A 25,422-nucleotide genomic window follows, 5' to 3' on the forward strand; every position below is an offset into this window, starting at 1 on the left:
TTCCTCTGCAGATAAACAATCGCGCTTTCAGAAAGGACATACCATGCTATCAGCAACCGATACGGCGATACGCGCCAGCTTCTTTGACTTCACTGGCGTGGTGGATCATCCCGACGATCTGACTGGAAAGGCTCGCTATCTGGAGGATGGGGTGCTGCTGCTGTGTGACGGACACGTAATTGGGCTGGATAGCTGGGAGGACAGCGAGGCGAAGCTGGTGGGTCATCCCGTGACCGATCTGCGCTGCAAACTGATTGTGCCGGGCTTTGTCGATACCCATATTCACTATCCGCAGACGGAGATGATCGGTGCCTTTGGCGAACAGCTGCTGGAGTGGCTGAATCACTACACTTTCCCGGTTGAAGCGCAATATCACTGCCCGGATCACGCGGCAAAGATGTCCGCCTTTTTCCTGCATCAGCTGCTCTCCAACGGCACCACCAGCGCGCTGGTGTTTGGCACCGTGCATCCGCAATCCGTCGACGCGCTGTTCAGCGCCGCCGAAGCCCTGAACATGCGGCTGATTGCCGGCAAAGTGATGATGGATCGCAATGCGCCCGACAATCTCATCGAAACCCCGGAACAGAGCTACCAGCAGACGCGAGCGCTGATTGAGCGCTGGCACAAACGTAGACGGCTGAATTATGCGCTGACGCCGCGCTTTGCGCCGACCTCATCCCCGCAGCTGCTGGAAAAAGTGCAGCAGCTGCGTCAGGCGTTCCCGGATACCTGGCTGCACACCCATCTCAGCGAAAACCCGCAGGAGGTTGCCTGGGTCAAAGAACTGTTCCCGGAGCGCGAGGGTTATCTGGATGTTTATCATCATCACCAGCTGACCGGTCGCCGCAGCGTCTTTGCGCACTGCCTGCATCTGGAAGAGCAGGAGTGGCAGTGTCTGCACGATACCGATTCTTCCATTGCCTTCTGTCCTACCTCAAACCTGTTCCTCGGCAGCGGCCTGTTTAACATCAAACGCAGCTGGCAGCAGGGCGTGAAAGTCGGTATTGGCACCGATGTCGGCGCAGGCACCACTTTTAATATGCTGCAGACCCTGGGCGAAGCCTACAAGGTGGGCCAGCTGCAGCACTACCGGCTCAGCGCCGCCGAAGCCTTTTATCACGCCACGCTGGGCGGGGCGCGAGCGCTGGATCTCGACCATGAAATTGGTAATTTCAGCGTCGGCAAAGAGGCTGACTTTGTGGTGCTCGATCCGGCGGTCTCTGCGCTGCAGCAACTCCGCATCAGCAACAGCAAAGATATCTGGGAAAAGCTGTTCGTATTAATGACGCTGGGCGACGACCGCAACATTGCCCAGACCTGGGTCGGCGGTCGTCCGGTCTGGCAGCGCGACGCACAGGAGCAAGCCGCATGATCCAGTTTCTGTTAAACAATCAGCTGGTCAGCGAAGATGCGCTCGACCCGAATCTCACCGTGCTTAACTATCTGCGCACTCGTCAGCATCGGCCTGGCACTAAAGAGGGCTGTGCCTCCGGCGACTGCGGTGCCTGCAGCGTCACGCTGGGCAAAGCTGTTGAGGGAGAGATGCAGTATGAAACGATCAACAGCTGCCTGACGCTGGTCTCCGCCTTACAGGGCAAGCAGCTGATCACGGTTGAGGATCTGCGTCACGGTCGCGCACTGCATCCGGCGCAGCAGGCGATGGTTGACTGCCACGGTTCGCAATGCGGGTTCTGTACGCCAGGCTTTGTGATGTCGCTGTTCAGCCTGCAAAAAAAGGCAGCGGGCTGGGATCGGCATCAGGCGGAAACCGCCCTGGCGGGCAACCTCTGCCGCTGCACCGGCTACCGGCCAATTATGGCCGCCGCCGAACAGCTCTGCTCGCAGCCGGTCAATGACCAGTTCGATCACAGTGCCGCCAGCACCGTACATCGGCTTGAGGCGCTGGCCACCCCGGAGATGCAGGAAATAGGCGATGAGGGTCATCGCTGCTTTCTGCCCAAAACCCCGTCCCAGCTGGCGGCTATCTATCAGTTGCATCCCGATGCGAAGCTGATTGCGGGTGGCACCGATCTCAGCCTGCAGATCACTCAGCAACATAAAAAAATTCCGCTGCTGATTGCACTGGAGCAGGTTGCCGCGCTCAAAGTCTGCAGCGAATTTGATGATCACTACCTGCTGGGTGCAGGCGCTTCGCTGCAGCAGGTCAGCGAGTTTCTTGCCAGTCGCATTCCCGGCGTTAGCGAGATGCTGCAACGCTTTGCATCACTGCAAATCCGTTTACAGGGGACACTCGGCGGCAACATCGGTAACGCCTCTCCGATAGGCGATGCCTCACCAGTGCTGCTGGCCCTCAATGCCAGCCTGGTGCTGCAGCGGGGTGAGCAGCGGCGCAGCCTGCCGCTTGATCAGTTCTTTACCGGCTATCGCCAGACGCAGCTGGAAAAAGGGGAGTTTATCCGCGCCATTCACATCGATAAAGTGACGGTGTCACCTGACTTTGTGGCGTGGAAAGTCTCGAAGCGGCTGGATGATGATATTTCGGCTGTGTTCGCTGCCTTTAACCTGCAGATGGAACAGGGCGTGGTCAGTTCAGCCCGCATCGCCTTTGGCGGCATGGCGGCCACACCGCAACGCGCCCGACATTGTGAAGCGGCGCTGGCCGGTCAGCCACTAAATGCCGTGACGGTGTCACGGGCAGCCGCTGCCCTGGCTGAAGATTTCCAGCCGCTATCTGATTTCCGCGCCAGCAGCGACTACCGCCTTCAGGTGGCACGCAATCTGCTTCGCCGCTACTGGCATCGCCATAACGGCGAAATAACCTGTCTTGAGGTCTCCCGCTATGTCTCATAACCGTCCTGAACTCAACGAAGAGGTGATCAAGGCGCAGTATGCCGCGGATTTACAGAGCGGCGTGGGCCGCAGTCACCGTCATGAGAGCGCAGAAAAACATGTCTCCGGTGAAGCGCGTTTTATCGACGACAAGCCTGAACTGCCGGGTCTGCTACACCTCTGCCCGCGCCTGAGTCAACATGCGCATGCACGCATCCTGCGCATAGATGTGCAGCCCTGTTATGCCGTGCCTGGCGTTGTCAGCGTCTTAACCTGGCAGGATGTGCCGGGCATTAATGATGTTGGCCCGCTGGAGCCAGGTGATCCGCTGCTGGCCCATGACAAAGTGGAATATCTGGGGCAGATCGTGATCGCCGTGGCGGCGGAATCGTCGGACGCCGCACGTCTTGGCGCGGCCGCGGCGGTGATTGAGTACGAGGTGCTGGAACCGCTGCTGGATGTGGAGCAGGCGCTGGCGCAGGGCTGCTTTGTACAGGAACCGCACATCCACCAGCGCGGTGACGTGGACGCGGCACTGGCGCGTGCACCGCATCGGGTCAGTGGATCGTTTCATATCGGCGGGCAGGAGCATTTCTATCTGGAAACCCAGACGGCGATGGTCGTTCCGGGTGAAGATCAGCAGTTGCAGGTTTTCTCCTCGACTCAGAACCCCACCGAAGTGCAGAAGCTGGTGGCAGAAGTGATGGGTATCAGCCTGAATCAGGTGACCATCGATATGCGCCGGATGGGCGGCGGTTTTGGCGGCAAAGAGACGCAGGCAGCGGGTGTTGCCTGCCTCTGCGCCATTGTGGCGCGCCAGACCGGGCGGGCGGCGAAGATGCGACTTTCACGCCGCGACGATATGCGCGTGACCGGCAAACGGCATCCGTTCTTTGTGCGCTACGACGCGGGCGTGGAAGAGGACGGGCGTCTGTGCGGCATCAAAATCGATCTGGCCGGTAACTGCGGCTATTCGCTGGATCTGAGCGGATCCATTGTCGATCGTGCCATGTTCCACGCCGATAACGCTTATTATCTTGGCGATGCGCGGGTAACCGGCTACCGCTGCCGAACCAACACGGCCTCGAACACCGCCTATCGCGGTTTTGGTGGGCCGCAGGGCATGGTGGCGATTGAACAGATCATGGATCATATCGCCCGAGACCGTGGACTGGACCCGCTGGCGCTGCGCAAGCGCAACTATTACGGCAAGCAGGAGCGCAACATCACCCATTACCACCAGCAGGTTGAGGACAATCTGCTGGATGAGATCACTGAACAGCTGGAGCTGAGCAGCGACTATCAGGCGCGCCGCGCGGTAATCACAGCGTTTAACGCCCGCAGTCCACTGCTGAAACGCGGTCTGGCGCTGACGCCGGTGAAATTCGGCATCTCCTTTACCTCCAGCTTCCTCAATCAGGCGGGCGCGCTGATCCTGATCTACACCGATGGCACGGTGCAGCTTAACCACGGCGGCACTGAAATGGGCCAGGGCCTTAACACCAAGGTAATTCAGATTGTCGCCGAAGTGCTGCAGATTGAGACCGATAAAATTCAGATCACCCCCACCGACACCGGTAAAGTGCCCAATACCTCGCCGACGGCGGCCTCCAGCGGCGCTGATCTTAATGGTAAAGCCGCGCAGAACGCTGCGGAAATCCTGCGCGACCGCATGACCGCTATGCTCTGCGAACTGCATCAGTGCGATGCGTCGGCGGTGAGCTTCCGCAACGGCGTGGTGCGCGCTGGTGAAAAGCATTACACCTTTGCCGGGGTAGCGAAGCTGGCCTGGCTCAATCAGGTGCCCCTTTCCGCCACCGGCTACTATCGCGTGCCGGGCATTCATTATGACAGGCTGGCCGGGCGCGGTACCCCGTTCTATTACTACGCCTTTGGGGCTGCCTGCTGCGAGGTGGTGATCGATACCTTAACCGGCGAATCCCGCCTGCTGCGTGCCGATATCCTGCATGACGTCGGCGCCTCGCTGAATCCGGCCATCGACATCGGCCAGGTTGAAGGGGGCTTTGTCCAGGGCGTCGGCTGGCTCACCTGCGAAGAGCTGGTGTGGAGTGATAAAGGCCAGCTGCTGACCGATGGTCCGGCGAGCTACAAAATTCCCGCCATCAGCGACGTCCCGGCCGACCTGCGTGTGACGCTGGTGGAGAACCGCAAAAACCCGAAAGACACGGTGTTCCACTCCAAGGCCGTTGGCGAACCGCCGTTTATGTTAGGGATCGCCGCCTGGTGCGCGCTGCAGGATGCGGTCGCCAGCGTTGACGACTACCGTCAGCACCCGGGGCTGGATGCGCCCGCCACGCCGGAGCGGATCTTCTGGGGCGTGCAGCACCTGACGGGAGCCATTGATGATTTATCATGACTGGATCGGCGTGCTGCACCAGCTGCGTGAAAAACGCCAGAGCTGCGTATTAATTACCGTGCTCAGTGAGCAGGGTTCGGTGCCGCGTGACAACGGCAGCAAAATGGTCGTCACGCAACAGGAGAGCTTTCTCACGATCGGGGGCGGTCATCTGGAATTTGCATGCATCGCCCAGGCCAGAGCGATGCTGCAAAGTGGAGCAACTGCGCCACATACCGAGGATTTCAGCCTCGGCGCGCGACTTGGACAGTGTTGTGGTGGCAAAACCACGCTGCTGTTCGAGCCGCTGCTGCAGGCGCAGCCAGAAATCTATCTGTTTGGCGCGGGTCATGTCGGTCAGGCGGTTGTGAATCTCCTGGCGACGTTACCCTGTCACATACACTGGATTGACAGTCGTCCAGGGCAGTTCAGTCACGTTCCGGCAGGCGTAGTAACACTGCAGCCAGACGACCCGCTCGACTGCGTGGCGCAGGCGCCAGCGGGCAGCTACTTTATTATCATGACGCATCATCATCCACTGGACTTTGAACTCTGTGAAGCGGTCCTGAAACGCGGCGATTTTCGCTATGCCGGCTTGATCGGCTCTGAAAGCAAAAATCAGCGTTTCCGCTACCGGCTGGCGGGCAAGGGTGTGGCCAGCGCCCCGATGGCGCGCCTGCGCTGTCCGATTGGCCTGCCGGACGTTAAAGGCAAGCTGCCCGCCGAGATTGCGGTGTCAATTGCCGGTGAAATCATCAGCGTGTATCAGCAGCAAATCGCCTGAGTTGCGCTTTCACGGCAACCTGTCAGGATAAGACTTTGCGATGCCCATCAGGAGCGAACCATGAACGCCCGTCAGAATCCCTTCTTTAGCGTCAGCACACTGCCTTACCAGGCGCCTCCCTTTGACCAGATTGAGGAGCAGGATTCCTGCCCGCACTGCAGGCGGGCATTGAGGAGAAGCGTCAGGACGTTGAGGCGATCGCCCTGAACAGCGAGGCGCCCACCTTTCTCAACACCTTTGAGGCGCTGGAGAAAAGCGGACAGCTCCTCAATCGGGTGAGTCTGGTCTTCAGCGCTATGACCTCGGCCCATACCAGCCCTTATCTGCAGCAGGTAGATGAGGAGATTGCGCCGCAGCTTACTGCGCTTAACGACGACATCATGCTGAACCGTCCGCTGTTTTCACGGCTCGATGCGGTTTATCTGCAGCTCGCCAAACTGGATGCCGAATCAAAACGGCTGGTTGAGGTGATCTGGCAGCGCTTCCAGCTGGCGGGGGCCAATCTTCCGGAGGCACAGAAGCAGCAGCTCAAAGCTCTGAATCAGGAAGCGGCGCGCCTCAGCACCCGTTTCACCAATAAACTGCTGGCCGCCACCAAAGCGGGCGGACTGGTCGTCAGCGATCTGCAGCAGCTGGCGGGATTGTCACCGGCCGACCTGGCAGTGGCCCAGGCGGAAGCGCAGGCGCGCGGACTGGAAAAAAGCTGGCTGCTGGTGTTGCAGAACACCACGCAGCAACCGGCGCTGCAGAGTTTGGCCGATCGCGCAACCCGGGAAGCGCTGTATAAAGCGGGCGTGACGCGCACGGAAAAAGGCGATGAGAACGACACCCGGGAGCTGGTATTACGGCTGGCGCAGGTCAGGGCGGAGCAGGCCCGGCTGCTGGGTTTTACCAGCTATGCCGAGTGGAAGCTGCAGGATCAGATGGCGAAAACCCCCGATGCGGCGCTGGCCTTTATGCGCAACATCGTGCCCGCCGCGCGCGCTCGTGCGGAACGTGAAGCGGCGGCCATTCAGCAGACGATCGATCAGCAGCAGGGCGATATTACTCTGCAGGCATGGGACTGGCGTTTTTATGCTGAACAGGTACGGCGTGCCCGCTACGATCTCGATGAGAGCCAGATTAAACCTTACTTTGAGCTGAATTCGGTGCTCCTGAATGGGGTCTTCTGGGCGGCGACGCAGCTTTACGGTATCCGCTTTACACCGCGCCAGGATCTGCCGGTTTATCATCCCGACGTGCAGGTATATGAGATTTTCGATGCCGACGACACGCCGCTGGCGCTGTTCTACACCGACTTCTTTAAGCGCGACAGTAAAGGCGGCGGTGCCTGGATGAGTAACTTCGTTAACCAGTCAACGCTGCTCGGCAGCAAACCGGTGATCTATAACGTCTGTAACTACACAAAACCGCCCGCCGGAGAACCGGCGCTGCTGAGCTGGGACGACGTTATTACACTGTTTCATGAGTTCGGCCATACGCTGCACGGCCTGTTTGCCAGCCAGCGCTATCCAAGCCTGTCGGGCACGGAAACCCCGCGCGACTTCGTTGAGTTTCCTTCGCAGATCAACGAGCACTGGGCCAGCGAGCCCGCGGTGTTCCGCAACTACGCCCGCCACTATCAGACTCAGGCGTTAATGCCTGCCGAGCTGCATGAAAAGATCGTCCGGGCCGCGACGTTCAACAAAGGCTATGAGATGAGTGAGCTGCTGGCTGCCGCGCTGCTGGATCTGCACTGGCACAGCCTTAATCGTGATGCTGCGCCGCAAAGCGTGGAGGATTTCGAGCAGCAGGCGTTGCAGAGCGACAATATGGCGCTGACGGCGGTGCCGCCGCGCTATCGGTCCAGCTATTTCCAGCACATCTGGGGCGGAGGCTATGCCGCAGGTTATTACGCCTATATCTGGACGCAGATGCTCGCCGACGATGGCTATCAGTGGTTTGCGGAACATGGCGGACTGACGCGTGAGAACGGTGACATCTTCCGGCAGAAGATTCTGTCGCGCGGCAACAGTAGCGATCTTAAAACGCTGTATGAAAGCTGGCGGGGCGCAGCGCCTCAGCTGGAGCCGATGCTGAAAAATCGCGGCCTGGCGGATTAATAATAAAAGGGCTGTCGCGGTGACAGCCCCTGTTTTTTGGATTAGCCCAGCGGGCCGCCTTCAATGGTTTCGCACATTCCGGCCAGCACCCGCTCACCGGTTTCGTTTTTCAATGACTGATACCACGCCGCCGTGACCGCCGGGTCGCGCGCATGGGTCACATCACAGCGTTTACGCGCTTTCAGCACCAGATCTTTTACCCGCTCAACCCGTCGTGCCTGATAGCGCAGCAGGGCATCTTCTATACCCAGCGAATGAGAGGCCAGCGTCGCGGCCAGCACCACGGCATCTTCCATCGCCGCACAGCCACCCTGACCAATATCGGGCGTGGTGCTGTGGGCGGCATCGCCAAGCAGCGCTACACGCCCTTTCACAAAGCGGCTGAACGGTTCGATGTCGTGGATCTCCACCCGGTTGGTGGTGTCAGGATGAATTGCCGAAATCAGTTGCTGCACCGGTTCCGCCCAGCCCTGAAAGTAGCCGGTCAGATCCGCTTTTACGGTGCTGCGATCCTGCGACAGTCCCTTTGGCAGCGGCACATCAAAGAAGAAGTAGAACCGATTGCCGCTGACCGGCATCAGTGAAACGCGCTTGCCGTCACCGACAAAGGTGGTCCACTGATCGGCGGGCGCAATGCGCTCATCAATGGTGACCAGACCGTTCCAGTTAACGTAACCGGCATAACGTCGTTCCAGCTTCTCTTCCAGCACATAGTCGCGGACGACGGAATGCGTGCCATCGGCGGCAATCAGAAAATCGCCATGCGCCTGACTGTTGTCAGAGAAGGTTGCGATAACGCCATCTTCAGTCTGTTCGACCTGGATCACCCGCTTGCCAAACTTCACCCGTTCACGTCCAAAGGTGTCAATGAGCATCGCCTGCAGTTCTGCCCGCGCCACAGGACAGGGATATTCGCCCACCTGCTGTACCAGCGGTGCCATGCTGAAGCGGGTCAGGGGTGTGCCTGTTGCGCCGTCGTGATAGGCCATATAGGCCATATTACCGCCCAGCTCACGTAGCGCAGTTTTCATTCCCAACGCATTCAAACATTTAACGCCATTGGGCCAAATAGAAATCGCTGCGCCGACGGGCTTCATCTCATTAACGGCTTCAAAGACGTGAACGTCGATTCCGGCTTTCTCCAGCGCAATCGCGCTGCTCATTCCGCCAATACCGCCACCAATTACGATTGCTTTCATAATACTCTCCTGTCTGCATAGAGAAACTCTTGCAACTTTTGTACCAGCAGGAGGGTCTGGCCGGGCGTAATTATTAAATTCAGTAAAAACAGAATCTTATTACTGAAATTGCGAGGTGTGACGAGCGCATCTTTAGAAGTGATGCACTTGAATGTCGCAAATCAAAGCGCGATCAGGGTGCAAATGTGATCAGGCTGCATCTTTTGTTTCATCGTTTGTTTATCATTGCTGGAGGGCTTGAGACATCAACCGCCAGTAATATTCAGACTGCAGTCATTCCGCGCGGTTAATTACTTTAAAAGTTATGAACTAAAAATCCGCTTCATTTTAATATTATTGCTAACAAGTAAATAAATTTATACATAAAAACTGGCGTGAATATTGCCATGAAAATTCTATCCATATACAACAATGAGTTAGGATGACATAATTAAACACACCTGTTAATAAAAAACGCAGATTCATAATCAGACACAACTGTGACCGTTTTATCACCGGTGTAAATCATTAGTAAAACTGCGCAAGCCGCCTCAGAAAAGGCTTTTAGGATATTGCTCAAACGTATCAGCCGCGATCGCGTGATATAGATCACTCTGGACATAAAGGACTCTGGAAGACGATCATGAAAGTTGGAATTACGAATAACCAGTATCCGGAGCAACGTAATATCTTAGTTAATCCGGATAACGAATATATAAATCTGAAAAAGAGAAATCTGTTCTATTTCATTAATCCGTTACGTACCCGATTACTTAAAAAGAATAAAACTTTTGTCTTTCAGCCTGTGCCATTTTCCGGGGCATCGCGGGCTGACATCCTCCACCTGTTCAACGAAGTTGCGATTACTCAGCAGAAGTGGGTTGCCTCGTTTGAAACTGAGCTGCCGCGCGTACTGCCGGTGGCGGGTGTTGCCAAGCAGGACAATCCCGAGCTGAAACGGCTTATTCCTTATCTGTTGAAAGATAACTGTCTGGGGCTGATTGCCATCTCAGACGCCACGCTGAACATTCAGATGAAACTGTTCAAACCGGATGTTGAGCAGCAAATCCGCCGCAAAACTCTGGTGCTGCATCCGCCGCAAAAGCTGTTCGTTCAGCAAAAAACGCCGCGTCAGCCAGGTGTCCTGAAGCTGATTTTTGCCGGTAATGAGTTCTACCGTAAAGGCGGGGCGGAAGTGGTGCTGGCAATCAGTGAGCTGATTGAAGAGCACCGGCTGGATGAGTCGCAGCTGGACCTGCAGCTGATTGGCGATCTCACTAAACGTCGCAACGTTGCTCATCGTCAGTTCCAGGATGATGATGCTTTCTGTCGGGACATTGAGAACCGTATCAAGCGCTATCGCTGCATTACGCATCATTCACAGATGGAAAACAGTGCGCTGATGCAGCTGTTCCGTCAGAGCGATGCCGGACTGTTACCGACCTGGCAGGAGACTTACGGTTTCTCCGTGCTGGAGATGCAGGCCAATGGCTGTCCGGTCATCACCAGCAACGTGCGTGCGCTGCCGGAGATCAATCCTGCCAATGTGGGCTGGGTGATTGCGAGTCCGCTGAATGCCGATCGCGAATACAGCATCACCTCGGCAGAGCAAAAATCGCAGCTGCGCCGGTCGCTGGTGGACGGGCTAAAATCGACGCTGCTTGCCATCACTGAACGTCCTGAAATCTTGCAGGAGAAAGGGGAAGCGGCCATTCTGCGCATCAAAGAGCAGCATGACACCCAGCGTTATATCGCCCGGCTCAATGATATCTATAGCCGGGGCGTGATGAATATCACTTAACACCCGCCTGTTGTCTCAATTTGATGAGATTTCTCTGACGGCACGCGCCAGACTGGCCATACTTAGTGCTGCGTACCTCAGGAGAAATGTTATGAAAATTATCCTCACTCTGCTGCTGTCCGGATTACTGGGCAGCAGCGCCTTCGCTCAGCCTGCACCGCTTTTTCCGGCTCGCGCGCCGCTGGCGCAGCTGACACCCGTCGCTGACCGCTGCGATCTCTCCACCTGTCAGACCAACTGTTACGTCGAGCAGTCCCACTGCAACACCCGGGATAGCGGTGCCTGTAGCTCAAAGGCTCAGATGTGTGTACAGGCCTGTTCCAGCCAGTGTAAATAATTTGATTCAGTGAAGAACACTTAGTTAATAATGAAAAAGTCCCTGTTTTACCTTGCTTTATTTTCTCTCTCTGCCAGCTGTGTTGCCGCCGATCTCTCCTCACAGCAGGTCACTTCTCTGGTTAAAGCCGCGATTGAACCGCTGATGGAGCAGCAGGCGATCCCCGGCATGTCGGTGGCGGTGCTTTACAAGGGCCGGGCGCAGTTTGTGAATCTCGGCGTGGCCGATCTTGAGTCACGCCGCCGGGTCACGGAAAACACGCTGTTTGAACTGGGGTCGGTGAGTAAAACCTTTACCGGCACTCTGGCCGGGATCATGCTTCGCAACGGCGAAATCCGTCTAAACGATCCGGTGCAGAAGCGCTGGCCACAGCTGACCGGTGAGCAGTGGCGTCCGGTGCGCATGCTGCATCTGGCGACCTATACCGCAGGCGGCCTGCCTTTACAGCTGCCTGATGAGGTCACCGATCAGGCTTCGCTGCTCCGCTTTTATCAGAACTGGCAGCCAACGGCAGCACCAGGTTTGCAGCGCCAGTACTCCAATGCCAGTATCGGTCTGTTTGGCTTGCTGATGGTGAAGGGCGATTATGAGCAGGCGATGGAGCGACATGTATTTCAGCCGCTGCGCCTGACGCGCACTTACATTACCGTGCCGCCTTCGATGATGCTGAACTACGCCTGGGGATACAAAAATGGCCAGCCGGTACGCGTCTCGCCCGGTATGCTCGATGCGGAAGCCTACGGCATTAAATCCACCGCGCGGGACATGCTCACCTTTATGCAGGCGAACATCGATCCTAACCGTTTATCGGCGGGCAACGCGGTGCTGCGGAATGCCATCCGTACTGCGCAGTCGCGCTACTTCAAAGTCGGCAGTCTCTATCAGGGGCTGGGCTGGGAGATCTACGACTGGCCTGTCGATGCTGAGACACTGCTCAGGGACAACGATAATGCTGTTGCGCTGAAGCCGCGCCCGGCGACGCAGGTTAATCCGGTCGGTCCGTCGCAGAGCGCCAGCTGGGTGCATAAAACCGGTGCCACCAATGGATTTGGTGCCTATATTGCCTTTATTCCTGAGCAGAACAGCGGCATCGTGCTACTTGCCAACAAAAATTATCCCAATCCGCTTCGCATCAGCGTAGCGTGGCAGATTCTGCAGGCGCTGCAGCAGGGTGCACCTAAATAATGTGCCTTACGCCTGCTCAGTCCGGAGCAGGCTGGCACCCTCTGTTCATTTGCGCTAAAATAAAAATCAAATGAACAGGAGGGCTGCTATGTCCATCGCCATCTACACACCCGCTCAGCATCAGCACAACCGTTCGCTCCTGCACGCCCTGAATCTGCCGGAAACGCTGCCTGATGCACACCAGCGTATTGCAACAGGATTCAGCAGCGGCCTGCTGAAACGCACCGCGTCATTGTCCACCTTTGACGAAGGCTGGCTTTGTCGTCTGGCGGGTATCGATCGCACCACATACAACCGCAAAGTTAAAGATCCGCAGCAGACCTTCTCGCCCGATCAGAGCGGACGGATCTATATGCTGATCCGCGTTCTTTCTGCCGCCAGCAAACTGTTCCGCGATGACAGAGAGCGGCTGGTACAGTGGCTGGAAACGCCCGCTAAAGCGCTGGGCGGTAAAAAGCCGGCCGAGATGACTACCACGGTGGCCGGTGCAGAAGCGGTGATTAACCTGATTGGTCAGCTTGAGCATGGCGTGATCACCTGATGGCGGTGCCTTTCTTTCGCCTGGTAAAGCGTGAGTATGCGATGACCGCCTTTGATGGGTTCGGTGCCCGCACCTATGGCGGGCGCTGGAATTCTGTGGGAACAGTCTGTGTCTATATGGGATCGAGCCGGGCGCTCTGTGTGCTGGAGGCGCTGGTGCACCTCACCATTCAGGATCTGGCACATGATTACGCAATGCTGGCAATTAGCGTACCGGAATCCCTGATCACCGAGCTTTCGCTGACGGCGTTACCCGCTGACTGGCAGGCCGATCCTGCGCCATCGTCTACCCGACAAATTGGTGATGACTGGCTCGCCAGCCCTGACAACGGCCTGGTGCTGAAGGTGCCGAGCACGCTGACGGGGGAATGGAACGCGCTGTTCAATCCCCGTCATCCGGCGGCGGCTGGCATCATCAGCAAAGTAGTGGTGGAACCGTTTTTCTTCGACCCGCGCTTCCGGTTGTAGTAGGGCAGTGATTTGCTGATTTCGTCACCGTCTCACGCCACCTCATTCCGACGGCTGCGATTCTGATAACGCCTGCGCCGCGCAAATCAGCGCCAGATGGCTCAGTCCCTGCGGCATATTGCCGCGCCAGCTTTGACTGCGAACGTCATACATCTCATTGAAGATATCGACGTTACCCTTGCCGTTCAGCGTCATCAGAATCTCCTGCATCGCCTGTTCCGCCTGGTCTGTTTTGCCCATCTCTGCCCAGGCTTCCACCAGCCAGAAGGCGCAGGCCAGAAAGGTACTCTCTTCCTCTCTGACGCCGCTGTAGCGATAAAGCATGGCGCTGCCATCGCCCAGCGCCTGCTGAATCGCGCGGTAGGTCGAGAGCATCCGCTGCGGATTGACCGCATTGCCATAGCTGTGAACCAGCGCCAGCGATGCGTCGAGACGATCGTCGCTGCCAGCGTAAAAGAGATAAGCCTGTTTCTCTTCTGACCAGCAGTGCGTCTCAATCCAGTCACGGATGCGATCACGTTCCCGCTGCCAGCGCCCCACCCAGGTCGGTTCAATATGCCGGCTTTCGGCCAGCGCTACGGCCCGATCCAGCGCCATCCAGCAGGCCATCTTGGAGTGGGTGTAGTGTTGCAGCTCTGGCAGTTCCCAGATGCCGCAATCTTTCTGCCGCCAGTGATCGGCGCAGCAGTTTGCCAGCTCGCCCAGCATGCGCGAGGTGTTGATATCCAGCACGTGTCCCGCTTCAATAAAGTGCTGTGCGGTGACCAGCATGTCGCCATACATACTGAGCTGCAGCTGGTCGCGTGCGTTGTTGCCAACCCGCACCGGCTGAGAGTTTTTATAACCGCTCAGCGGCGGATAACGCTCGGCGGGCACCTCATCACCGTTCAGGGCATAGCAGGCGCGCAGCCTTACGCCGTGACGCATTATGGTCTGCGACAGCCAGGAAAAGGCCGCCTTACAATCTTCCAGCGCCCCGATATAAACGAACGCTTTGATAATCAGGCACGCATCGCGCACCCAGGCGTAGCGGTAGTCATAATTTTTCTCGCCGCCAATCCCTTCCGGTAAAGATGTCGTTGCGGCAGCGGCCAGCGCGCCGGTCGGCGAGTACCAGAGAAACTTCAGCGACAGGGCAGAGCGCTTCACCAGTGCCGGATAGCTGCCCGCATAGCTCAGGCTTTCCACCCAGCTGGTCCAGCCGGTGTGACTGGTTTCAATCCGCTGATCGATAGCCTCCAGCGGCGGCACTGCCAGCGGCTCTTTTTCGGTTACCAGCAGCGCGCAGAGCGATCGGGAACCGGCCGTCGTGCGCAGCGTGGCGCAGACCTGCTCATCGTCCAGCTCGGTTATCTGAATATCTTCACTGGTGCGGAACATCGCCATGATCTCCGCGATGTGAAACACCTTGCCTTTCTCATTGTCAGCCACCCAGGGCGAACGGGTTTCGGCGGCAGTGCCGAAGCGCAGGGTGATCGCTAATTCCACCTCACCGCTGACGCCTTCAATGCGGCGCGCCAGTTCACACCACGGCAGACGGCCCGCCAGCGTGCTGTTAATTGATTCCGTCAGCAGCACGCTGCCGTTGTCCGTCTCAAAACGGGTTTCCAGCACATTGCTGTTATCACGGTAGCGGCGCGAAACCTGATAGGGCGTGCGCGGCACGATCTGAAAGTAGCCACCGAGTCTGGCATCAAGCAGGCGATCAAACAGCGGTTTCGCGTCGAGATTAGGCGCACACCACCAGTCAATCGCCCCATCCGGCGCGATCAGCGCCACCGAGCGGCCTTCACCAATGGCGGCATAATCACCCAGACCCGCAAAGCCATCTTCTCTGACCGGCGAATGAAAGATCGGGTTTTCCATGGTCTGCTTCCTTGATTTTCAGTAACGAACGCTGTTCGAGAGGAGAAATGCGGGACAAAAAAATGGCCGCGCTAAGCGGCCATCAGAGTGAAATTACAGTGTGCCAGTGCCGCCATCCGAGCACCAGACCTGACCGGATGAGTAGCTGCTCTCTGTTGAGGCCAGGGTAACGTAGAGCGGGGCGATCTCTACCGGCTGACCGGGACGGCCCATCGGTGAATCGGCACCAAACTGTTTCACTTTTTCCATCGGCTGTCCGCCGCTCGACTGCAGCGGCGTCCAGTATGGGCCAGGTGCTACGGCGTTGACGCGGATACCGTCGCCACCCAGCTGCTTCGCCAGCGATTTGGTGAAGGCAACAATACAGGCTTTGGTCTGCGCATAGTCGAGCAGAATATCGCTGGGTTTAAACGCCTGTACTGACGAGGTATTAATGATCGATGCACCGCGTGGCAGATATTCCAGCGCTGCTTTAGTGATCCAGAACATCGCATAAACATTAGTTTTAAACGTCGCGTCAAAATCTTCTGTACTCAGGGTACGAATGGACTCATTAAATTGCTGACGACCAGCGTTATTAACCAGAATATCCAGACCGCCTAATTTATCCGCAGCGTCTTTCACCAGCTGCTGGCAGAATTCTTCAGAACGAATGTCGCCGGGAATAGCAAAAGCTTTGCGGCCTTCCGCTTCGATTAATTTAATCACTTCATCAGCATCAGGCTGTTCTTCGGGCAGATAGTTAATCACCACGTCTGCGCCTTCACGGGCATAAGCGATAGCCACTGCGCGGCCAATACCGGAGTCACCACCGGTGATCAGCGCCTTGCGGCCGGTCAGTCGGCCAGTTCCGCGGTAGCTGGTTTCACCGTGGTCGGGAACCGGGATCATCTTGCTGGCCAGGCCTGGTGCCTGTTGTGGCTGGTCCTCAAACGGAGGCTTAGGAAAGTGATCCAGATCGAGCGTCTTGTTAGTTGGTGTAGCCATTGTATGCTCCTTGAACAGAGTTATCTGAGACATTAAGCCTGGCACAAATGTGATGTTTGTCACATCTGACTGCTGTTTCATTGAGCAGGTAAACCAGAACAGCTTAATAATGCAGATAAAGCGTAGTCAGGAAATCGGTATTGTGTGCTGCACTGTCCGATTATTTTCAATGGAGGCAGATAATAATTTAAGCGAAGCGTAAAACCGGCTGAGGATTATTTCAGTACGTGAAATGTTCCGGCTGAAAATAAAAGCAGGGTGGTTAACCACCGCGTACTGAACCGCGCCAGACCACATCGACCGGATATATTCTGCGCTCCTGCTGCTGTTCACTTTTGGGTGTTAATGTTTCCGGTTGCGCTTCCGTCTCCACCAGCCAGACAATGGCATCGCGGGCAAACTGCTCCACCGGCTGCGCAAAGGTGGTGAGGTTATACGAGGACCAGCCCGACTGCGGAATGTTGTCATGTCCCATGATGCAGAGATCCTCCGGAATGCGCAGCGCAAAGCGGTGACGCGCCTCATCCATAAAGCCGCAGGCGAGCAGGTCGGTAGCACAGTAAACCGCATCCGGGCGGATATTACGTGTCAGCAGGCGCTGGGCCAGAATCTGGCCGCTTTCATAGGAGGTGGTGCCGAAGCGTTCTACCTGAACCGTAACGTCCGCGTTCTGCGCTGCCGCCAGAAAATCCGCTTCGCGCTTCAGCAGGCTCGGCGTGCCCGCCAGCGAATTTACAAAGGCGATGCGATTGCAGCCCGCCCGGACAAAGGCGTTAACCGCCATTTCGGCGGCAGGGCGGGAGTCGAGGTTGATATTGAGCGTGCCGGGCAGGGACTCGTCGCGGTTAATCAGCACCAGATGCTGACCATGTTTGTAGCAAAGCCGGGTAATGCCGCTGTCCGGCATGCCGGAGAGAATGATAGAGGCGTCGGCACGGAAATTAATCGCCTGCTGCAGTGCGTCGGAAACCCGTGCATCCGAGCGGTCGGTGTTGATCAGCATCGCCACTTTTCCCGCTTCCTGCAGATACTGGGTCATCCAGCGTACCAGGCTGGCACGGTAGGGCGTGTCCACCTCGGAGGCGATTAAGCAGACAATGCCGCTGCGGTTGCGTACGAGGCCGCGAGCCAGATGATTGACGTGATAGCCCAGCTCTTCAGCCGCTTTCATCACCCGCTGACGGGTGGACTCCGACACGCTGGCCCCTTCTGTAAAGGTGCGTGAGACAGCTGATCGGGAGACGCCCGCCCGGTCAGCCACATCCTGCGCACTCACTACCGCTTTAAGCTGCTGCATCCTGTTTCCTCGGCCATGTGTTGCCTGCACTGAGTCTGCCTGAAATTGCAAGGCTGTGCAAAGCGTTCCTGTGTATCAGATGTTTCAAATTTGTGACAGAGCCTGACAATTGCACAACAACTCAATTGACAGTGTCGTCGGGCCGCCGTACTACTTTGCTCACGTGTTTGCACACATGTGCAAAAGCTGGCGCACCTGCGTCATTCAGCCCAGGAGAACACCATGCGTTATCCCTCTCTGCTCGCTGCTGTCATTGTCTGCCCTATGGTACCGTTTGCTGCCCCGGCGGCGGGCCTTAATATGATCTGCTCTGCTGATGTGGTGGTGTGCGAACAGATGGCCACGCTGTTCAGCCAGAGTCATCCCGACATCAAACTCAGCATGGTGCGGCTCTCTGCCGGTGAAGCCTATGCCCGTATCCGCAGTGAAGCGCGCAATCCCCGTACCGATATCTGGTGGGCGGGCACTGGTGACCCGCATATGCAGGCCGCCGAAGAGGGCTTAACCCAGGCCTACAAGTCACCCCTGCTCGCTCAGCAGCAGCCCTGGTCACAGAAAGTGGCGGAGATCTCCGGGTATCGCACCGTGGGCGTCTATGCCGGTGCGCTGGGCTGGGGCTACAACACGAAACTGCTGGCGGAGAAAAAGCTGAAGGTCCCGGCCTGCTGGGCGGATTTACTTGATACGCGCTTCAAAGGGGAGATTCAGATCGCCAATCCCAACTCCTCCGGCACCGCCTATAACACTCTGGCGACGCTGGTGCAGATCATGGGTGAAGACAAGGCCTTTGATTACCTGAAGAAGCTCAATGCCAACATCTCTCAGTACACCAAGTCCGGCTCTGCACCGGTCAAGGCCGCCGCGCGCGGTGAAACCACCGTCGGCATTGTCTTTATGCATGATGCCGTGGCAATGGAGGTGGATGGCTTCCCGATTAAGCCCGTTGCGCCCTGCGAAGGCACCGGGTATGAGATTGGTTCGATGTCGATCATTAAAGGCGCGCGCAATCTGGCCAATGCTAAAAGCTGGTATGACTGGGCGCTCAGCGCGGAGGCGCAGTCGCACATGAAAGAGGCGAAATCGTTCCAGCTGCCTTCCAACCGCAAGGCAGAGATCTCTGAATACGCGCCGCGCTTCGAGAACATCAAGCTGATCGATTATGACTTCAAAACCTATGGCGACCCGGCAAAACGCAAAGCGCTGCTGGGCCGCTGGGATAAAGAGATTGGTGCCAGCGCGCAATAACGGGGGTATCAGCCCGGCCGCCTCAGCCGGGCCTGTGCCAGACCGCGGTGGCGTAAGCCTGATGTCCGCTTCCTGATGGAGGTGATTTATGAATGCGCATAATCGTCGCTTAACCGGCGCGATGCTGGCAGGTACCGTCGCGCTGACGCTGCTGCCCTGGTATAGCCTGGAGCAGGGCGTCTTCAGTGGTGACTGGCTGTTCAGCTTCTGGCGTGATGAGAACAACGCACCAGCGCTGGGACAGCTCGCGTTGCACAGCTGGCTGGGCATCGCCGTGGCGCTGTGGCTGCTCTCGGCGGCCAGTGTCTTTCTGCCGCCAGGCCGCTCCCGCAGCACACTGCTGCTGCTGTTCAGCGTGGCGGGCATTCTGTTTCTGGTGCTGGAAGGGCATGCCATTGGGTTTAGTGGCTGGAACTGGCTGTGGCTGGAGAATCTTTTTGGGCCGCTGGCGCAGGGGCAACCGGCAATGGGCGCGGGCGCATTGCTGCTGCTGACCGTTTTTCTGCTGATCTTTGCCTTTGCCCTGGCGGAGCGCGGTGTGCTGAAAGGCGATGCCTTTGTGGTGGCGTCGATTGTGCTGCTGGTAGCGCTGGTGACGACCTTTGTGCTCTATCCGGTGCTGAGCCTGTTTGTTGCCTCAGTGCAGGATAGTGACGGCAGCTTTAAACCGGACGGGCTGATTGCCAATATGCAGGACCCCGCCATCTGGAGTCTTTCCTGTTTCACAGGCGGCACCTGCGGCACAGCCTGGCGCACGCTGGGACTGGCGCTGATGACCGCCAGTGGTTCCACGCTGCTGGGACTGGCGTTTGCGCTGGCGGCCACGCGCACGGCGTTGCCATTTAAAAAAGCGCTGCGGATGCTGACCATTCTGCCGATTATCACGCCGCCGTTTGTTATCGGTCTGGCGCTGATCCTGCTGTTTGGCCGCTCCGGCGTGGTGACAGCATCGCTGGCGACGCTGTTCGGCATCGAGCCGGGTCGCTGGCTCTATGGCATGACCGGCATCTGGATTGCGCAGGTGCTGTCGTTTACTCCCATTGCGTTTCTGGTGCTGATTGGCGTGGTCGAGGGCGTCAGTCCGTCACTGGAAGAGGCATCACAGACGCTGCGCGCCAGCCTCTGGCGCACCTTCTCCCGCATCTCGCTGCCGCTGATGGCGCCAGGTCTGGCCAACGCGTTCTTAATCAGCTTTATCGAAAGCATGGCCGATTTCGGTAACCCGATGGTGCTGGGCGGCAGTCACGGCGTGCTCTCAACGGAAATCTTCTTCTCCGTGGTCGGCGCACAGAACGATCCGAGCCGCGCGGCGGTGCTGGCGATGATCCTGCTGGGCTTTACCCTTGCCGCTTTTCTGGTGCAGCGCGTCTGGCTCTCCGGCAAAAGCTTCGCCACCGTGACCGGCAAAGGCGACGGCGGCCGTCATGTGATGCTTCCGCGTCCGGTACGCTTCAGCGTTTATGGCATGGTGATCCCGTGGGGACTCTTCACCCTGGTGATCTACGGCATGATCATGATTGGCGGCTTTGTGCAGTCCTGGGGGCTGAATAATAACCTGACGCTGGATCACTACATCCGCGCCTTCAGCATCAGCGTGAATCAGGGGCAGCTGGTGTGGAGTGGCGTCGCCTGGAACTCCTTCTGGACCACGCTGGAAATCGCCCTGATTGCCGCACCGCTCACCGCCATTGTGGGGCTGCTGACCGCCTGGCTTATCGTGCGGCAGAAGTTTGCCGGCCGACAGACCTTTGAATTCATGCTGATGCTGAGCTTTGCCATTCCCGGCACGGTGATAGGTGTGAGTTATGTGATGGCCTATAACCTGCCGCCGCTGGAGATCACCGGCACCGCGATGATCCTGATCGCCTGTTTTGTCTTCCGTAATATGCCGGTCGGCGTGTGGGGCGGAATTGCAGCGATGAGCCAGCTGGATAAAAGCCTGGATGAGGCGTCACTGACGCTGGGCGCCAACAGTTTCCGGACGCTGCGCAAAGTGGTGCTGCCACTCCTCAAACCGGCGATCAGCGCCGCGCTGGTTTACGCCTTTGTGCGGGCAATTACCTCGATCAGCGCGGTAATTTTTCTGGTCAGCGCGCAGTACAACATGGCGACCTCGTACATTGTCGGGCTGGTGGAGAACGGAGAGTATGGCGTCGCGATTGCTTACTCCTCGGTACTGATCGTGATAATGCTGCTAATCATTGGCCTGTTCCAGCTGCTGGTGGGTGAACGCCGCCTGCGCCGTGCAGCCCAACCGGCGGTGATGGTTGCCGCACCCTCTGCATCCACTCTGACTCAGGAGAGAGCTGTATGACGACCATTAACGCCGGATCGGTGGTGTTTGAACATGTCGCGAAGCGATTTGCCGGTTTTACTGCGTTGCCGGATCTGTCGCTTACCGTAGAACCGGGCACGCTGGTCACGCTGCTCGGGCCATCCGGCTGCGGCAAAACCACCACGCTGCGGCTGCTGGCCGGGCTGGAGCATCCTACCTCGGGACGGATTCTGATTGGCGGCAAAGAGGTAACTCATCTGCCCGCCAACGAGCGCGACGTGGCGATGGTGTTTCAGTCCTACGCGCTGTTTCCGCATATGAACGCCCTCGACAACATTCTGTATGGGCTGCTCTCCTCGGGCATGAATAAACGCGAGGCGCAGGACAGGGCGCGCGAAGGGCTGAAGCTGGTAGGGCTGGAGAGTCAGGGCCAGCGTCTGCCGTCCGAACTGTCTGGCGGACAGCAGCAGCGTATTGCAGTAGCGCGAGCGCTGGTGCTGGAACCGCAGGTGCTGCTGCTCGATGAGCCGCTGTCGAACCTCGATGAGCGTCTGCGCCGTCGGGTACGCACCGACATTCGTGATCTGCAGCAGCGGCTCGGGTTCACCGCCGTCTACGTGACCCATGACCAGGAGGAGGCCCTGGCGGTCTCCGATAAGATTATTGTCATGAAAGAGGGAGATATTGCCCAGCAGGGTGCGCCGGAGACGCTTTACCATTCGCCCAATTCAGTCTTCATCGCGGACTTTATGGGAGAGGCGAACATTCTGCCCTGTGAAGTGGAACAGGCCGATGCGGATGACGCCCTGGTCTGTCTGGGAAATCAGCGCTTCCGGGTGCGGGGTACCGGTGTAAAAACCGGCAGTGCCCAGATGGCGGTGCGACCGCAGTTTATTACATTTTCCGGCGACGGTCAGGGCGCGTTGCAGGGTGAAGTGATCCGCAGTATCTGGCTGGGCGATCATATCGAATATGAAGTCGTTACTGAGCTTGGCGCGCTGTTCATTATCGACCCGCAGATGGAACAGCGTCTGCCGCTCGGCGCCAGGGTTGGCATCAACTTTAAGCCGCAGGGTTTAGCCCTGATTGCCCGTTAATCTGATTAACCCGAGGAGTTCGCATGGAATCGCAGGAAAGAGTGGCGCGACTGGCGTTAGCAGAAGCCGTGGCACGCGAAGGTGGCGCGACCGCGCTATCTTACTTCAACCGCCGTGACACGCTGGTGGTGGAGACTAAGTACGATTTGCAGGATGTGGTGTCGATAGCCGACCGCGAAGTCGAGCAGCTGATCGCCAGCCGCATACGGGATGCTTTTCCCGATGATGGCTTTCTTGGCGAGGAGACGGGACTGCAGACGGGAACCTCTGATTACACCTGGGTGGTCGATCCCATCGATGGCACCAGCCCGTTCCTCAATGGAATGCCAAACTGGTGTGTTTCTGTTGCGGTGCTGCAAGACGATGTACCGGTCATCGGGGTAATTTTCGCCCCCACCTATGAGGAGTGCTACGTGGCGGCACTGGGGCAGGGCGCGATGCTGAACGGGCGTCGTCTGCAGGTCGATCCTGCACGCACGCTGCAAAACCACGTCACCGGCTTTGGTGCTAACAGCTATGTCAGTCCGCAACAGGTGGGCGAGATTGTGGCGGCGCTGCTGTCGGCGGGCGGTAACTTCATCCGCATCGGCTCCGGGGCGCTGATGCTGGCCTGGGTCGCGGCTGGTCGGGTCGTGGGTTACTACGAACCCTATATGCACGCCTGGGATTGCCTGGCGGGTTACTGCCTTGTGAAAGAAGCGGGCGGCTGGTACCACCCGTTCAACGTCGAAGGCGACCGCATTACTAAAGGGGCGCAGGTGCTTGCCGTGGCCCCCGGTGCCGAAGCGGACCTCCGCCGCATTGCTGGTTTATAGCTCAGTGACCCTGTCACGCTGGCTTCATCAGGGTCAGCGTGATTCCGCAGGTCGTAGCGTTTTCGTCAGATAGTGGCGCTGCATTCCGGCCTGCGGAAAATCGGGCAGGGACATCTGCTGCTGATAACCCTGTTTCTGATAAAACGGCAGCGCCTGAAAACTGAAGGTATCCACCAGCGCAAACAGACAGCCCAGTTTAACTGCTTCCTGCTCTGCCGCTTCCATCAGCGCACGACCCAGACCACTGCCACGCAGCATTTCATCCACCCATAGATAGTCAATGCAGAGCCAGTTTCCTTTGCGCGAGGCGATCAATCCACCCCGTAATACACCTTCTGCATCCCGGTGAGAAACCGACAGCGGTCCCCAGTTATCCCGACTGATAAATTGCCGGTTGTAAGCCCCTAATCCTGCCAGTAACACTTCCCGATCGTCGTCGTTTTGCTGATGGGTAAGGGTAAATGTGCTCATCCTGTTCCTCTGCTATCCACGCATTGTCTTTATCCCTGATAAAGGATAATTCCGGAATTATCCTCTGGGGGGTATAATTTGCATATTATCCCCTAAAGGGTATATTATGTACTTTATGCCCGATCGGGGATACCCCCTCTGCGCTATGCTTACAGCCTGTGATCCTGAAGGAGTCACCCCATGATATACAGCCCGCTACAGCTGGCAAACCGGCTAAAGCTTATCCGCCAGCGCAACGGCTGGACCCAGAGTGAACTGGCAAAAAAGGTGGGCCTGAAACAGGCCACCATCTCTCACTTTGAAAATGCGCCTGATAGCACCTCGCTGGCCACGCTGTTTAAGCTTTTACAGGCGCTGGAAGTGAGTCTGGATGTAGTGGAAAAAGAGGAGGCCAGTGCGCCTCAGTTGCATGATGAGGATGACTGGTAATGCAAAGGCTGATTGCGTGGATGAACGGTGAACGGGTAGGCGTGCTTACCCGGCAGCGGAATGGCGCTCATGAGTTTCAGTATGACACCGGCTGGCTGAGTAACCCGCTCTCCAGGCCGCTGTCACTTTCTCTGCCGTTGCAGGTTAAGGCGATCACCTCACACGCCGTAATTAACTTCTTCGACAATCTGCTGCCGGATAGCCCATTGATTCGTGACAGAATCGTGGCGCGTTACCAGATTAAATCCCGTCAGCCGTTTGACCTGTTACAGGAAGTGGGACGTGACAGCGTCGGGGCGACTATGCTATTGCCGCCCGATATGCCGCTGCCCGTACTGCAGGCTCGCTATGAGGTGCTGGATGAAGCCCGACTCGGGAGCGTGCTGTCAGCCTATCAGTCCGATATTCCGCTGGGGATGCTGCGCGAAGAGACCGACTTCCGTATTTCGGTGGCGGGCGCACAGGAGAAAACGGCGCTGCTGCTGACCGAAGAGGGCTGGAGCATTCCTGCCGGTGCCACGCCCACCTCACACATTATCAAGCTGCCAATCGGTGAGATTAAACAGCCAGCCGCGACGCTGGATATGCGTGAAAGCGTAGAGAATGAGTATCTCTGTCTGGCGCTGGCCCGCGCACTGGGTATCGATGTGCCACAGGCGACGATTATCCGGGCCGGTAAAATGCGCGCTCTGGCTGTTGAGCGCTTTGACCGCCGCTGGTCGCGCGACAAAACCCGGCTGATTCGTCTGCCACAGGAGGATTTCTGTCAGGCGCTCGGGCTGCCATCCTCGACCAAATATGAGTCGGACGGCGGGCCGGGCATCGCAGAAATAATGCAGATACTGATGGGATCGAGCAACGCCATTGAGGATCGTTATCGCTTTATGATGTTCCAGGTGTTTCAGTGGCTGACGGGCGCAACCGACGGTCACGCTAAAAACTTCTCACTGTTTATCGAGCGCGGCGGCAGTTATCGACTGACACCCTTTTATGATGTGATCTCCGCTTATCCGGTGCTGGGCGGTACCGGCCTGAACAGGCGTGCACTCAAACTGGCGATGGGGTTGCGTGCCACTAAGGGAAAGAAGACAGAAATCGACAAAATCTTTCCGCGCCATTTTATTGCCACGGCGAAGCAGGTAAATTTTGATCGTGACAGCCTGCAGCAGATTTTTGACTTTTTCGTCCGTGAGTTTCCAAAGGCGGTGGTCTCAGTGCGTGAGGCCTTACCGGCCGATTTCCCGCAGCACATCGCGGATGCAATCTTCAGCCATTCACTGATTATGCTGGAGCGGTTACGGCATAACGATTGATGGCGGGTTTGAGCTGGCACTATCCTGAAAAGCCCTCTTACTACTCTCTGGCAAACCGCCTGTCAGCTATGCTTGTCTGACAGGCT

At 57.5% G+C, this 25,422-nt stretch carries 20 protein-coding genes and 1 pseudogene; 16 read left to right on the forward strand and 5 right to left on the reverse strand.

Annotated elements, in window-relative coordinates; all coding sequences use genetic code 11:
- Nucleotides 1-43: 43 nt before the first annotated feature.
- The 5 genes and pseudogenes from guaD to dcp all read left to right on the forward strand — a co-directional run bounded on the left by guaD (nt 44) and on the right by dcp (nt 8,032).
- Nucleotides 44-1,372, forward strand: coding sequence for a guanine deaminase (gene guaD, locus QSK07_RS14265; protein ID WP_285721780.1), 1,329 nt, complete (start codon nt 44-46; stop codon nt 1,370-1,372).
- Nucleotides 1,369-2,811, forward strand: a complete 1,443-nt coding sequence (gene xdhA, locus QSK07_RS14270; RefSeq protein WP_285721781.1) for a xanthine dehydrogenase small subunit — start codon at nt 1,369-1,371, stop codon at nt 2,809-2,811. The genes guaD and xdhA overlap by 4 nt, the downstream gene beginning before the upstream one ends.
- A complete protein-coding gene (xdhB, locus tag QSK07_RS14275) occupies nt 2,801-5,167 on the forward strand; it encodes a xanthine dehydrogenase molybdopterin binding subunit (RefSeq protein WP_285721782.1) in 2,367 nt (788 codons plus the stop codon). The genes xdhA and xdhB overlap by 11 nt, the downstream gene beginning before the upstream one ends.
- Nucleotides 5,154-5,930 (forward strand): xanthine dehydrogenase accessory protein XdhC, encoded by a 777-nt coding sequence (xdhC, locus tag QSK07_RS14280; RefSeq protein WP_285721783.1) that lies wholly within the window; start codon nt 5,154-5,156, stop codon nt 5,928-5,930. Before xdhB ends, xdhC begins: the two co-directional genes overlap by 14 nt.
- A 60-nt stretch (nt 5,931-5,990) precedes the next feature.
- Nucleotides 5,991-8,032 (forward strand): annotated as a pseudogene (gene dcp, locus QSK07_RS14285) (peptidyl-dipeptidase Dcp).
- 41 nt (nt 8,033-8,073) lie between these two features.
- Here the strand turns inward: dcp and hpxO are convergent.
- Nucleotides 8,074-9,231 carry an FAD-dependent urate hydroxylase HpxO gene (hpxO, locus tag QSK07_RS14290; protein WP_285721784.1) on the reverse strand — a complete coding sequence of 386 codons (1,158 nt, stop codon included), beginning with the start codon at nt 9,229-9,231 and terminating at the stop codon, nt 8,074-8,076.
- A gap of 622 nt (nt 9,232-9,853) precedes the next feature.
- Here hpxO and QSK07_RS14295 point away from each other — a divergent pair.
- The 5 genes from QSK07_RS14295 to QSK07_RS14315 all read left to right on the forward strand — a co-directional run bounded on the left by QSK07_RS14295 (nt 9,854) and on the right by QSK07_RS14315 (nt 13,541).
- Nucleotides 9,854-11,011, forward strand: coding sequence for a glycosyltransferase family 4 protein (locus tag QSK07_RS14295; RefSeq protein ID WP_285721785.1), 1,158 nt, complete (start codon nt 9,854-9,856; stop codon nt 11,009-11,011).
- A 91-nt stretch (nt 11,012-11,102) separates the two neighbouring features.
- Nucleotides 11,103-11,348 carry a hypothetical protein gene (locus tag QSK07_RS14300; protein ID WP_033783134.1) on the forward strand — a complete coding sequence of 82 codons (246 nt, stop codon included), beginning with the start codon at nt 11,103-11,105 and terminating at the stop codon, nt 11,346-11,348.
- Nucleotides 11,349-11,378: 30 nt separating this feature from the next.
- Nucleotides 11,379-12,533 carry a class C beta-lactamase gene (gene ampC, locus QSK07_RS14305; RefSeq protein ID WP_285721786.1) on the forward strand — a complete coding sequence of 385 codons (1,155 nt, stop codon included), beginning with the start codon at nt 11,379-11,381 and terminating at the stop codon, nt 12,531-12,533.
- Between the two features lie 88 nt (nt 12,534-12,621).
- On the forward strand, nt 12,622-13,074 hold the full coding sequence (locus QSK07_RS14310; RefSeq protein WP_275219433.1) for an Xre family toxin-antitoxin system antitoxin: 453 nt from the start codon (nt 12,622-12,624) through the stop codon (nt 13,072-13,074).
- Entirely contained in the window at nt 13,074-13,541 is a 468-nt protein-coding gene (locus QSK07_RS14315; protein ID WP_275219434.1) for an RES family NAD+ phosphorylase, read from the forward strand. Before QSK07_RS14310 ends, QSK07_RS14315 begins: the two co-directional genes overlap by 1 nt.
- Before the next feature lie 42 nt (nt 13,542-13,583).
- Here the strand turns inward: QSK07_RS14315 and QSK07_RS14320 are convergent, their stop codons facing one another.
- The 3 genes from QSK07_RS14320 to QSK07_RS14330 all read right to left on the reverse strand — a co-directional run bounded on the left by QSK07_RS14320 (nt 13,584) and on the right by QSK07_RS14330 (nt 17,691).
- On the reverse strand, nt 13,584-15,407 hold the full coding sequence (locus QSK07_RS14320; protein ID WP_285721787.1) for a glycoside hydrolase family 15 protein: 1,824 nt from the start codon (nt 15,405-15,407) through the stop codon (nt 13,584-13,586).
- Between the two features lie 93 nt (nt 15,408-15,500).
- Nucleotides 15,501-16,394, reverse strand: coding sequence for an SDR family oxidoreductase (locus QSK07_RS14325; RefSeq protein WP_098050505.1), 894 nt, complete (start codon nt 16,392-16,394; stop codon nt 15,501-15,503).
- 262 nt (nt 16,395-16,656) lie between these two features.
- On the reverse strand, nt 16,657-17,691 hold the full coding sequence (locus tag QSK07_RS14330; protein WP_285721788.1) for a LacI family DNA-binding transcriptional regulator: 1,035 nt from the start codon (nt 17,689-17,691) through the stop codon (nt 16,657-16,659).
- Nucleotides 17,692-17,913: 222 nt separating this feature from the next.
- On the opposite strand from QSK07_RS14330, the gene QSK07_RS14335 reads away from it, so the two are divergent.
- The 4 genes from QSK07_RS14335 to QSK07_RS14350 all read left to right on the forward strand — a co-directional run bounded on the left by QSK07_RS14335 (nt 17,914) and on the right by QSK07_RS14350 (nt 23,123).
- On the forward strand, nt 17,914-18,936 hold the full coding sequence (locus tag QSK07_RS14335; RefSeq protein WP_285721789.1) for an ABC transporter substrate-binding protein: 1,023 nt from the start codon (nt 17,914-17,916) through the stop codon (nt 18,934-18,936).
- Nucleotides 18,937-19,024: 88 nt separating this feature from the next.
- Nucleotides 19,025-21,250 (forward strand): ABC transporter permease, encoded by a 2,226-nt coding sequence (locus tag QSK07_RS14340; protein ID WP_285721790.1) that lies wholly within the window; start codon nt 19,025-19,027, stop codon nt 21,248-21,250.
- On the forward strand, nt 21,247-22,308 hold the full coding sequence (locus tag QSK07_RS14345) for an ABC transporter ATP-binding protein (protein ID WP_098050509.1): 1,062 nt from the start codon (nt 21,247-21,249) through the stop codon (nt 22,306-22,308). Before QSK07_RS14340 ends, QSK07_RS14345 begins: the two co-directional genes overlap by 4 nt.
- Before the next feature lie 23 nt (nt 22,309-22,331).
- Entirely contained in the window at nt 22,332-23,123 is a 792-nt protein-coding gene (locus QSK07_RS14350) for an inositol monophosphatase family protein (protein WP_098050510.1), read from the forward strand.
- A gap of 33 nt (nt 23,124-23,156) precedes the next feature.
- On the opposite strand, the gene QSK07_RS14355 is transcribed toward QSK07_RS14350, so the two are convergent.
- On the reverse strand, nt 23,157-23,594 hold the full coding sequence (locus tag QSK07_RS14355; protein ID WP_285721791.1) for a GNAT family N-acetyltransferase: 438 nt from the start codon (nt 23,592-23,594) through the stop codon (nt 23,157-23,159).
- Between the two features lie 180 nt (nt 23,595-23,774).
- Here QSK07_RS14355 and hipB point away from each other — a divergent pair, with 180 nt between their 5' ends.
- A complete protein-coding gene (hipB, locus tag QSK07_RS14360) occupies nt 23,775-24,023 on the forward strand; it encodes a type II toxin-antitoxin system antitoxin HipB (protein ID WP_033732705.1) in 249 nt (82 codons plus the stop codon).
- Nucleotides 24,023-25,336, forward strand: coding sequence for a type II toxin-antitoxin system HipA family toxin (locus QSK07_RS14365; protein ID WP_098050513.1), 1,314 nt, complete (start codon nt 24,023-24,025; stop codon nt 25,334-25,336). Before hipB ends, QSK07_RS14365 begins: the two co-directional genes overlap by 1 nt.
- Nucleotides 25,337-25,422: the final 86 nt, after the last annotated feature.

The sequence above is a fragment of the Pantoea sp. QMID4 genome, from assembly GCF_030270445.1.
Taxonomy (GTDB): domain Bacteria; phylum Pseudomonadota; class Gammaproteobacteria; order Enterobacterales; family Enterobacteriaceae; genus Pantoea; species Pantoea vagans.

What these genes read in the sequence shown, in the direction of transcription:
- QSK07_RS14350 (WP_098050510.1), top strand. Translation starts at nt 22,332, where the DNA reads ATGGAATCGCAGGAAAGAGTGGCGCGACTGGCGTTAGCAGAAGCCGTG.
- QSK07_RS14325 (WP_098050505.1), bottom strand. Translation starts at nt 16,394, where the DNA reads ATGGCTACACCAACTAACAAGACGCTCGATCTGGATCACTTTCCTAAG.
- QSK07_RS14340 (WP_285721790.1), top strand. Translation starts at nt 19,025, where the DNA reads ATGAATGCGCATAATCGTCGCTTAACCGGCGCGATGCTGGCAGGTACC.
- QSK07_RS14345 (WP_098050509.1), top strand. Translation starts at nt 21,247, where the DNA reads ATGACGACCATTAACGCCGGATCGGTGGTGTTTGAACATGTCGCGAAG.
- xdhA (WP_285721781.1), top strand. Translation starts at nt 1,369, where the DNA reads ATGATCCAGTTTCTGTTAAACAATCAGCTGGTCAGCGAAGATGCGCTC.
- QSK07_RS14295 (WP_285721785.1), top strand. Translation starts at nt 9,854, where the DNA reads ATGAAAGTTGGAATTACGAATAACCAGTATCCGGAGCAACGTAATATC.
- guaD (WP_285721780.1), top strand. Translation starts at nt 44, where the DNA reads ATGCTATCAGCAACCGATACGGCGATACGCGCCAGCTTCTTTGACTTC.
- QSK07_RS14355 (WP_285721791.1), bottom strand. Translation starts at nt 23,594, where the DNA reads ATGAGCACATTTACCCTTACCCATCAGCAAAACGACGACGATCGGGAA.
- QSK07_RS14310 (WP_275219433.1), top strand. Translation starts at nt 12,622, where the DNA reads ATGTCCATCGCCATCTACACACCCGCTCAGCATCAGCACAACCGTTCG.
- xdhB (WP_285721782.1), top strand. Translation starts at nt 2,801, where the DNA reads ATGTCTCATAACCGTCCTGAACTCAACGAAGAGGTGATCAAGGCGCAG.
- QSK07_RS14330 (WP_285721788.1), bottom strand. Translation starts at nt 17,691, where the DNA reads ATGCAGCAGCTTAAAGCGGTAGTGAGTGCGCAGGATGTGGCTGACCGG.
- xdhC (WP_285721783.1), top strand. Translation starts at nt 5,154, where the DNA reads ATGATTTATCATGACTGGATCGGCGTGCTGCACCAGCTGCGTGAAAAA.
- QSK07_RS14300 (WP_033783134.1), top strand. Translation starts at nt 11,103, where the DNA reads ATGAAAATTATCCTCACTCTGCTGCTGTCCGGATTACTGGGCAGCAGC.
- hipB (WP_033732705.1), top strand. Translation starts at nt 23,775, where the DNA reads ATGATATACAGCCCGCTACAGCTGGCAAACCGGCTAAAGCTTATCCGC.
- QSK07_RS14365 (WP_098050513.1), top strand. Translation starts at nt 24,023, where the DNA reads ATGCAAAGGCTGATTGCGTGGATGAACGGTGAACGGGTAGGCGTGCTT.
- QSK07_RS14315 (WP_275219434.1), top strand. Translation starts at nt 13,074, where the DNA reads ATGGCGGTGCCTTTCTTTCGCCTGGTAAAGCGTGAGTATGCGATGACC.
- ampC (WP_285721786.1), top strand. Translation starts at nt 11,379, where the DNA reads ATGAAAAAGTCCCTGTTTTACCTTGCTTTATTTTCTCTCTCTGCCAGC.
- QSK07_RS14335 (WP_285721789.1), top strand. Translation starts at nt 17,914, where the DNA reads ATGCGTTATCCCTCTCTGCTCGCTGCTGTCATTGTCTGCCCTATGGTA.
- hpxO (WP_285721784.1), bottom strand. Translation starts at nt 9,231, where the DNA reads ATGAAAGCAATCGTAATTGGTGGCGGTATTGGCGGAATGAGCAGCGCG.
- QSK07_RS14320 (WP_285721787.1), bottom strand. Translation starts at nt 15,407, where the DNA reads ATGGAAAACCCGATCTTTCATTCGCCGGTCAGAGAAGATGGCTTTGCG.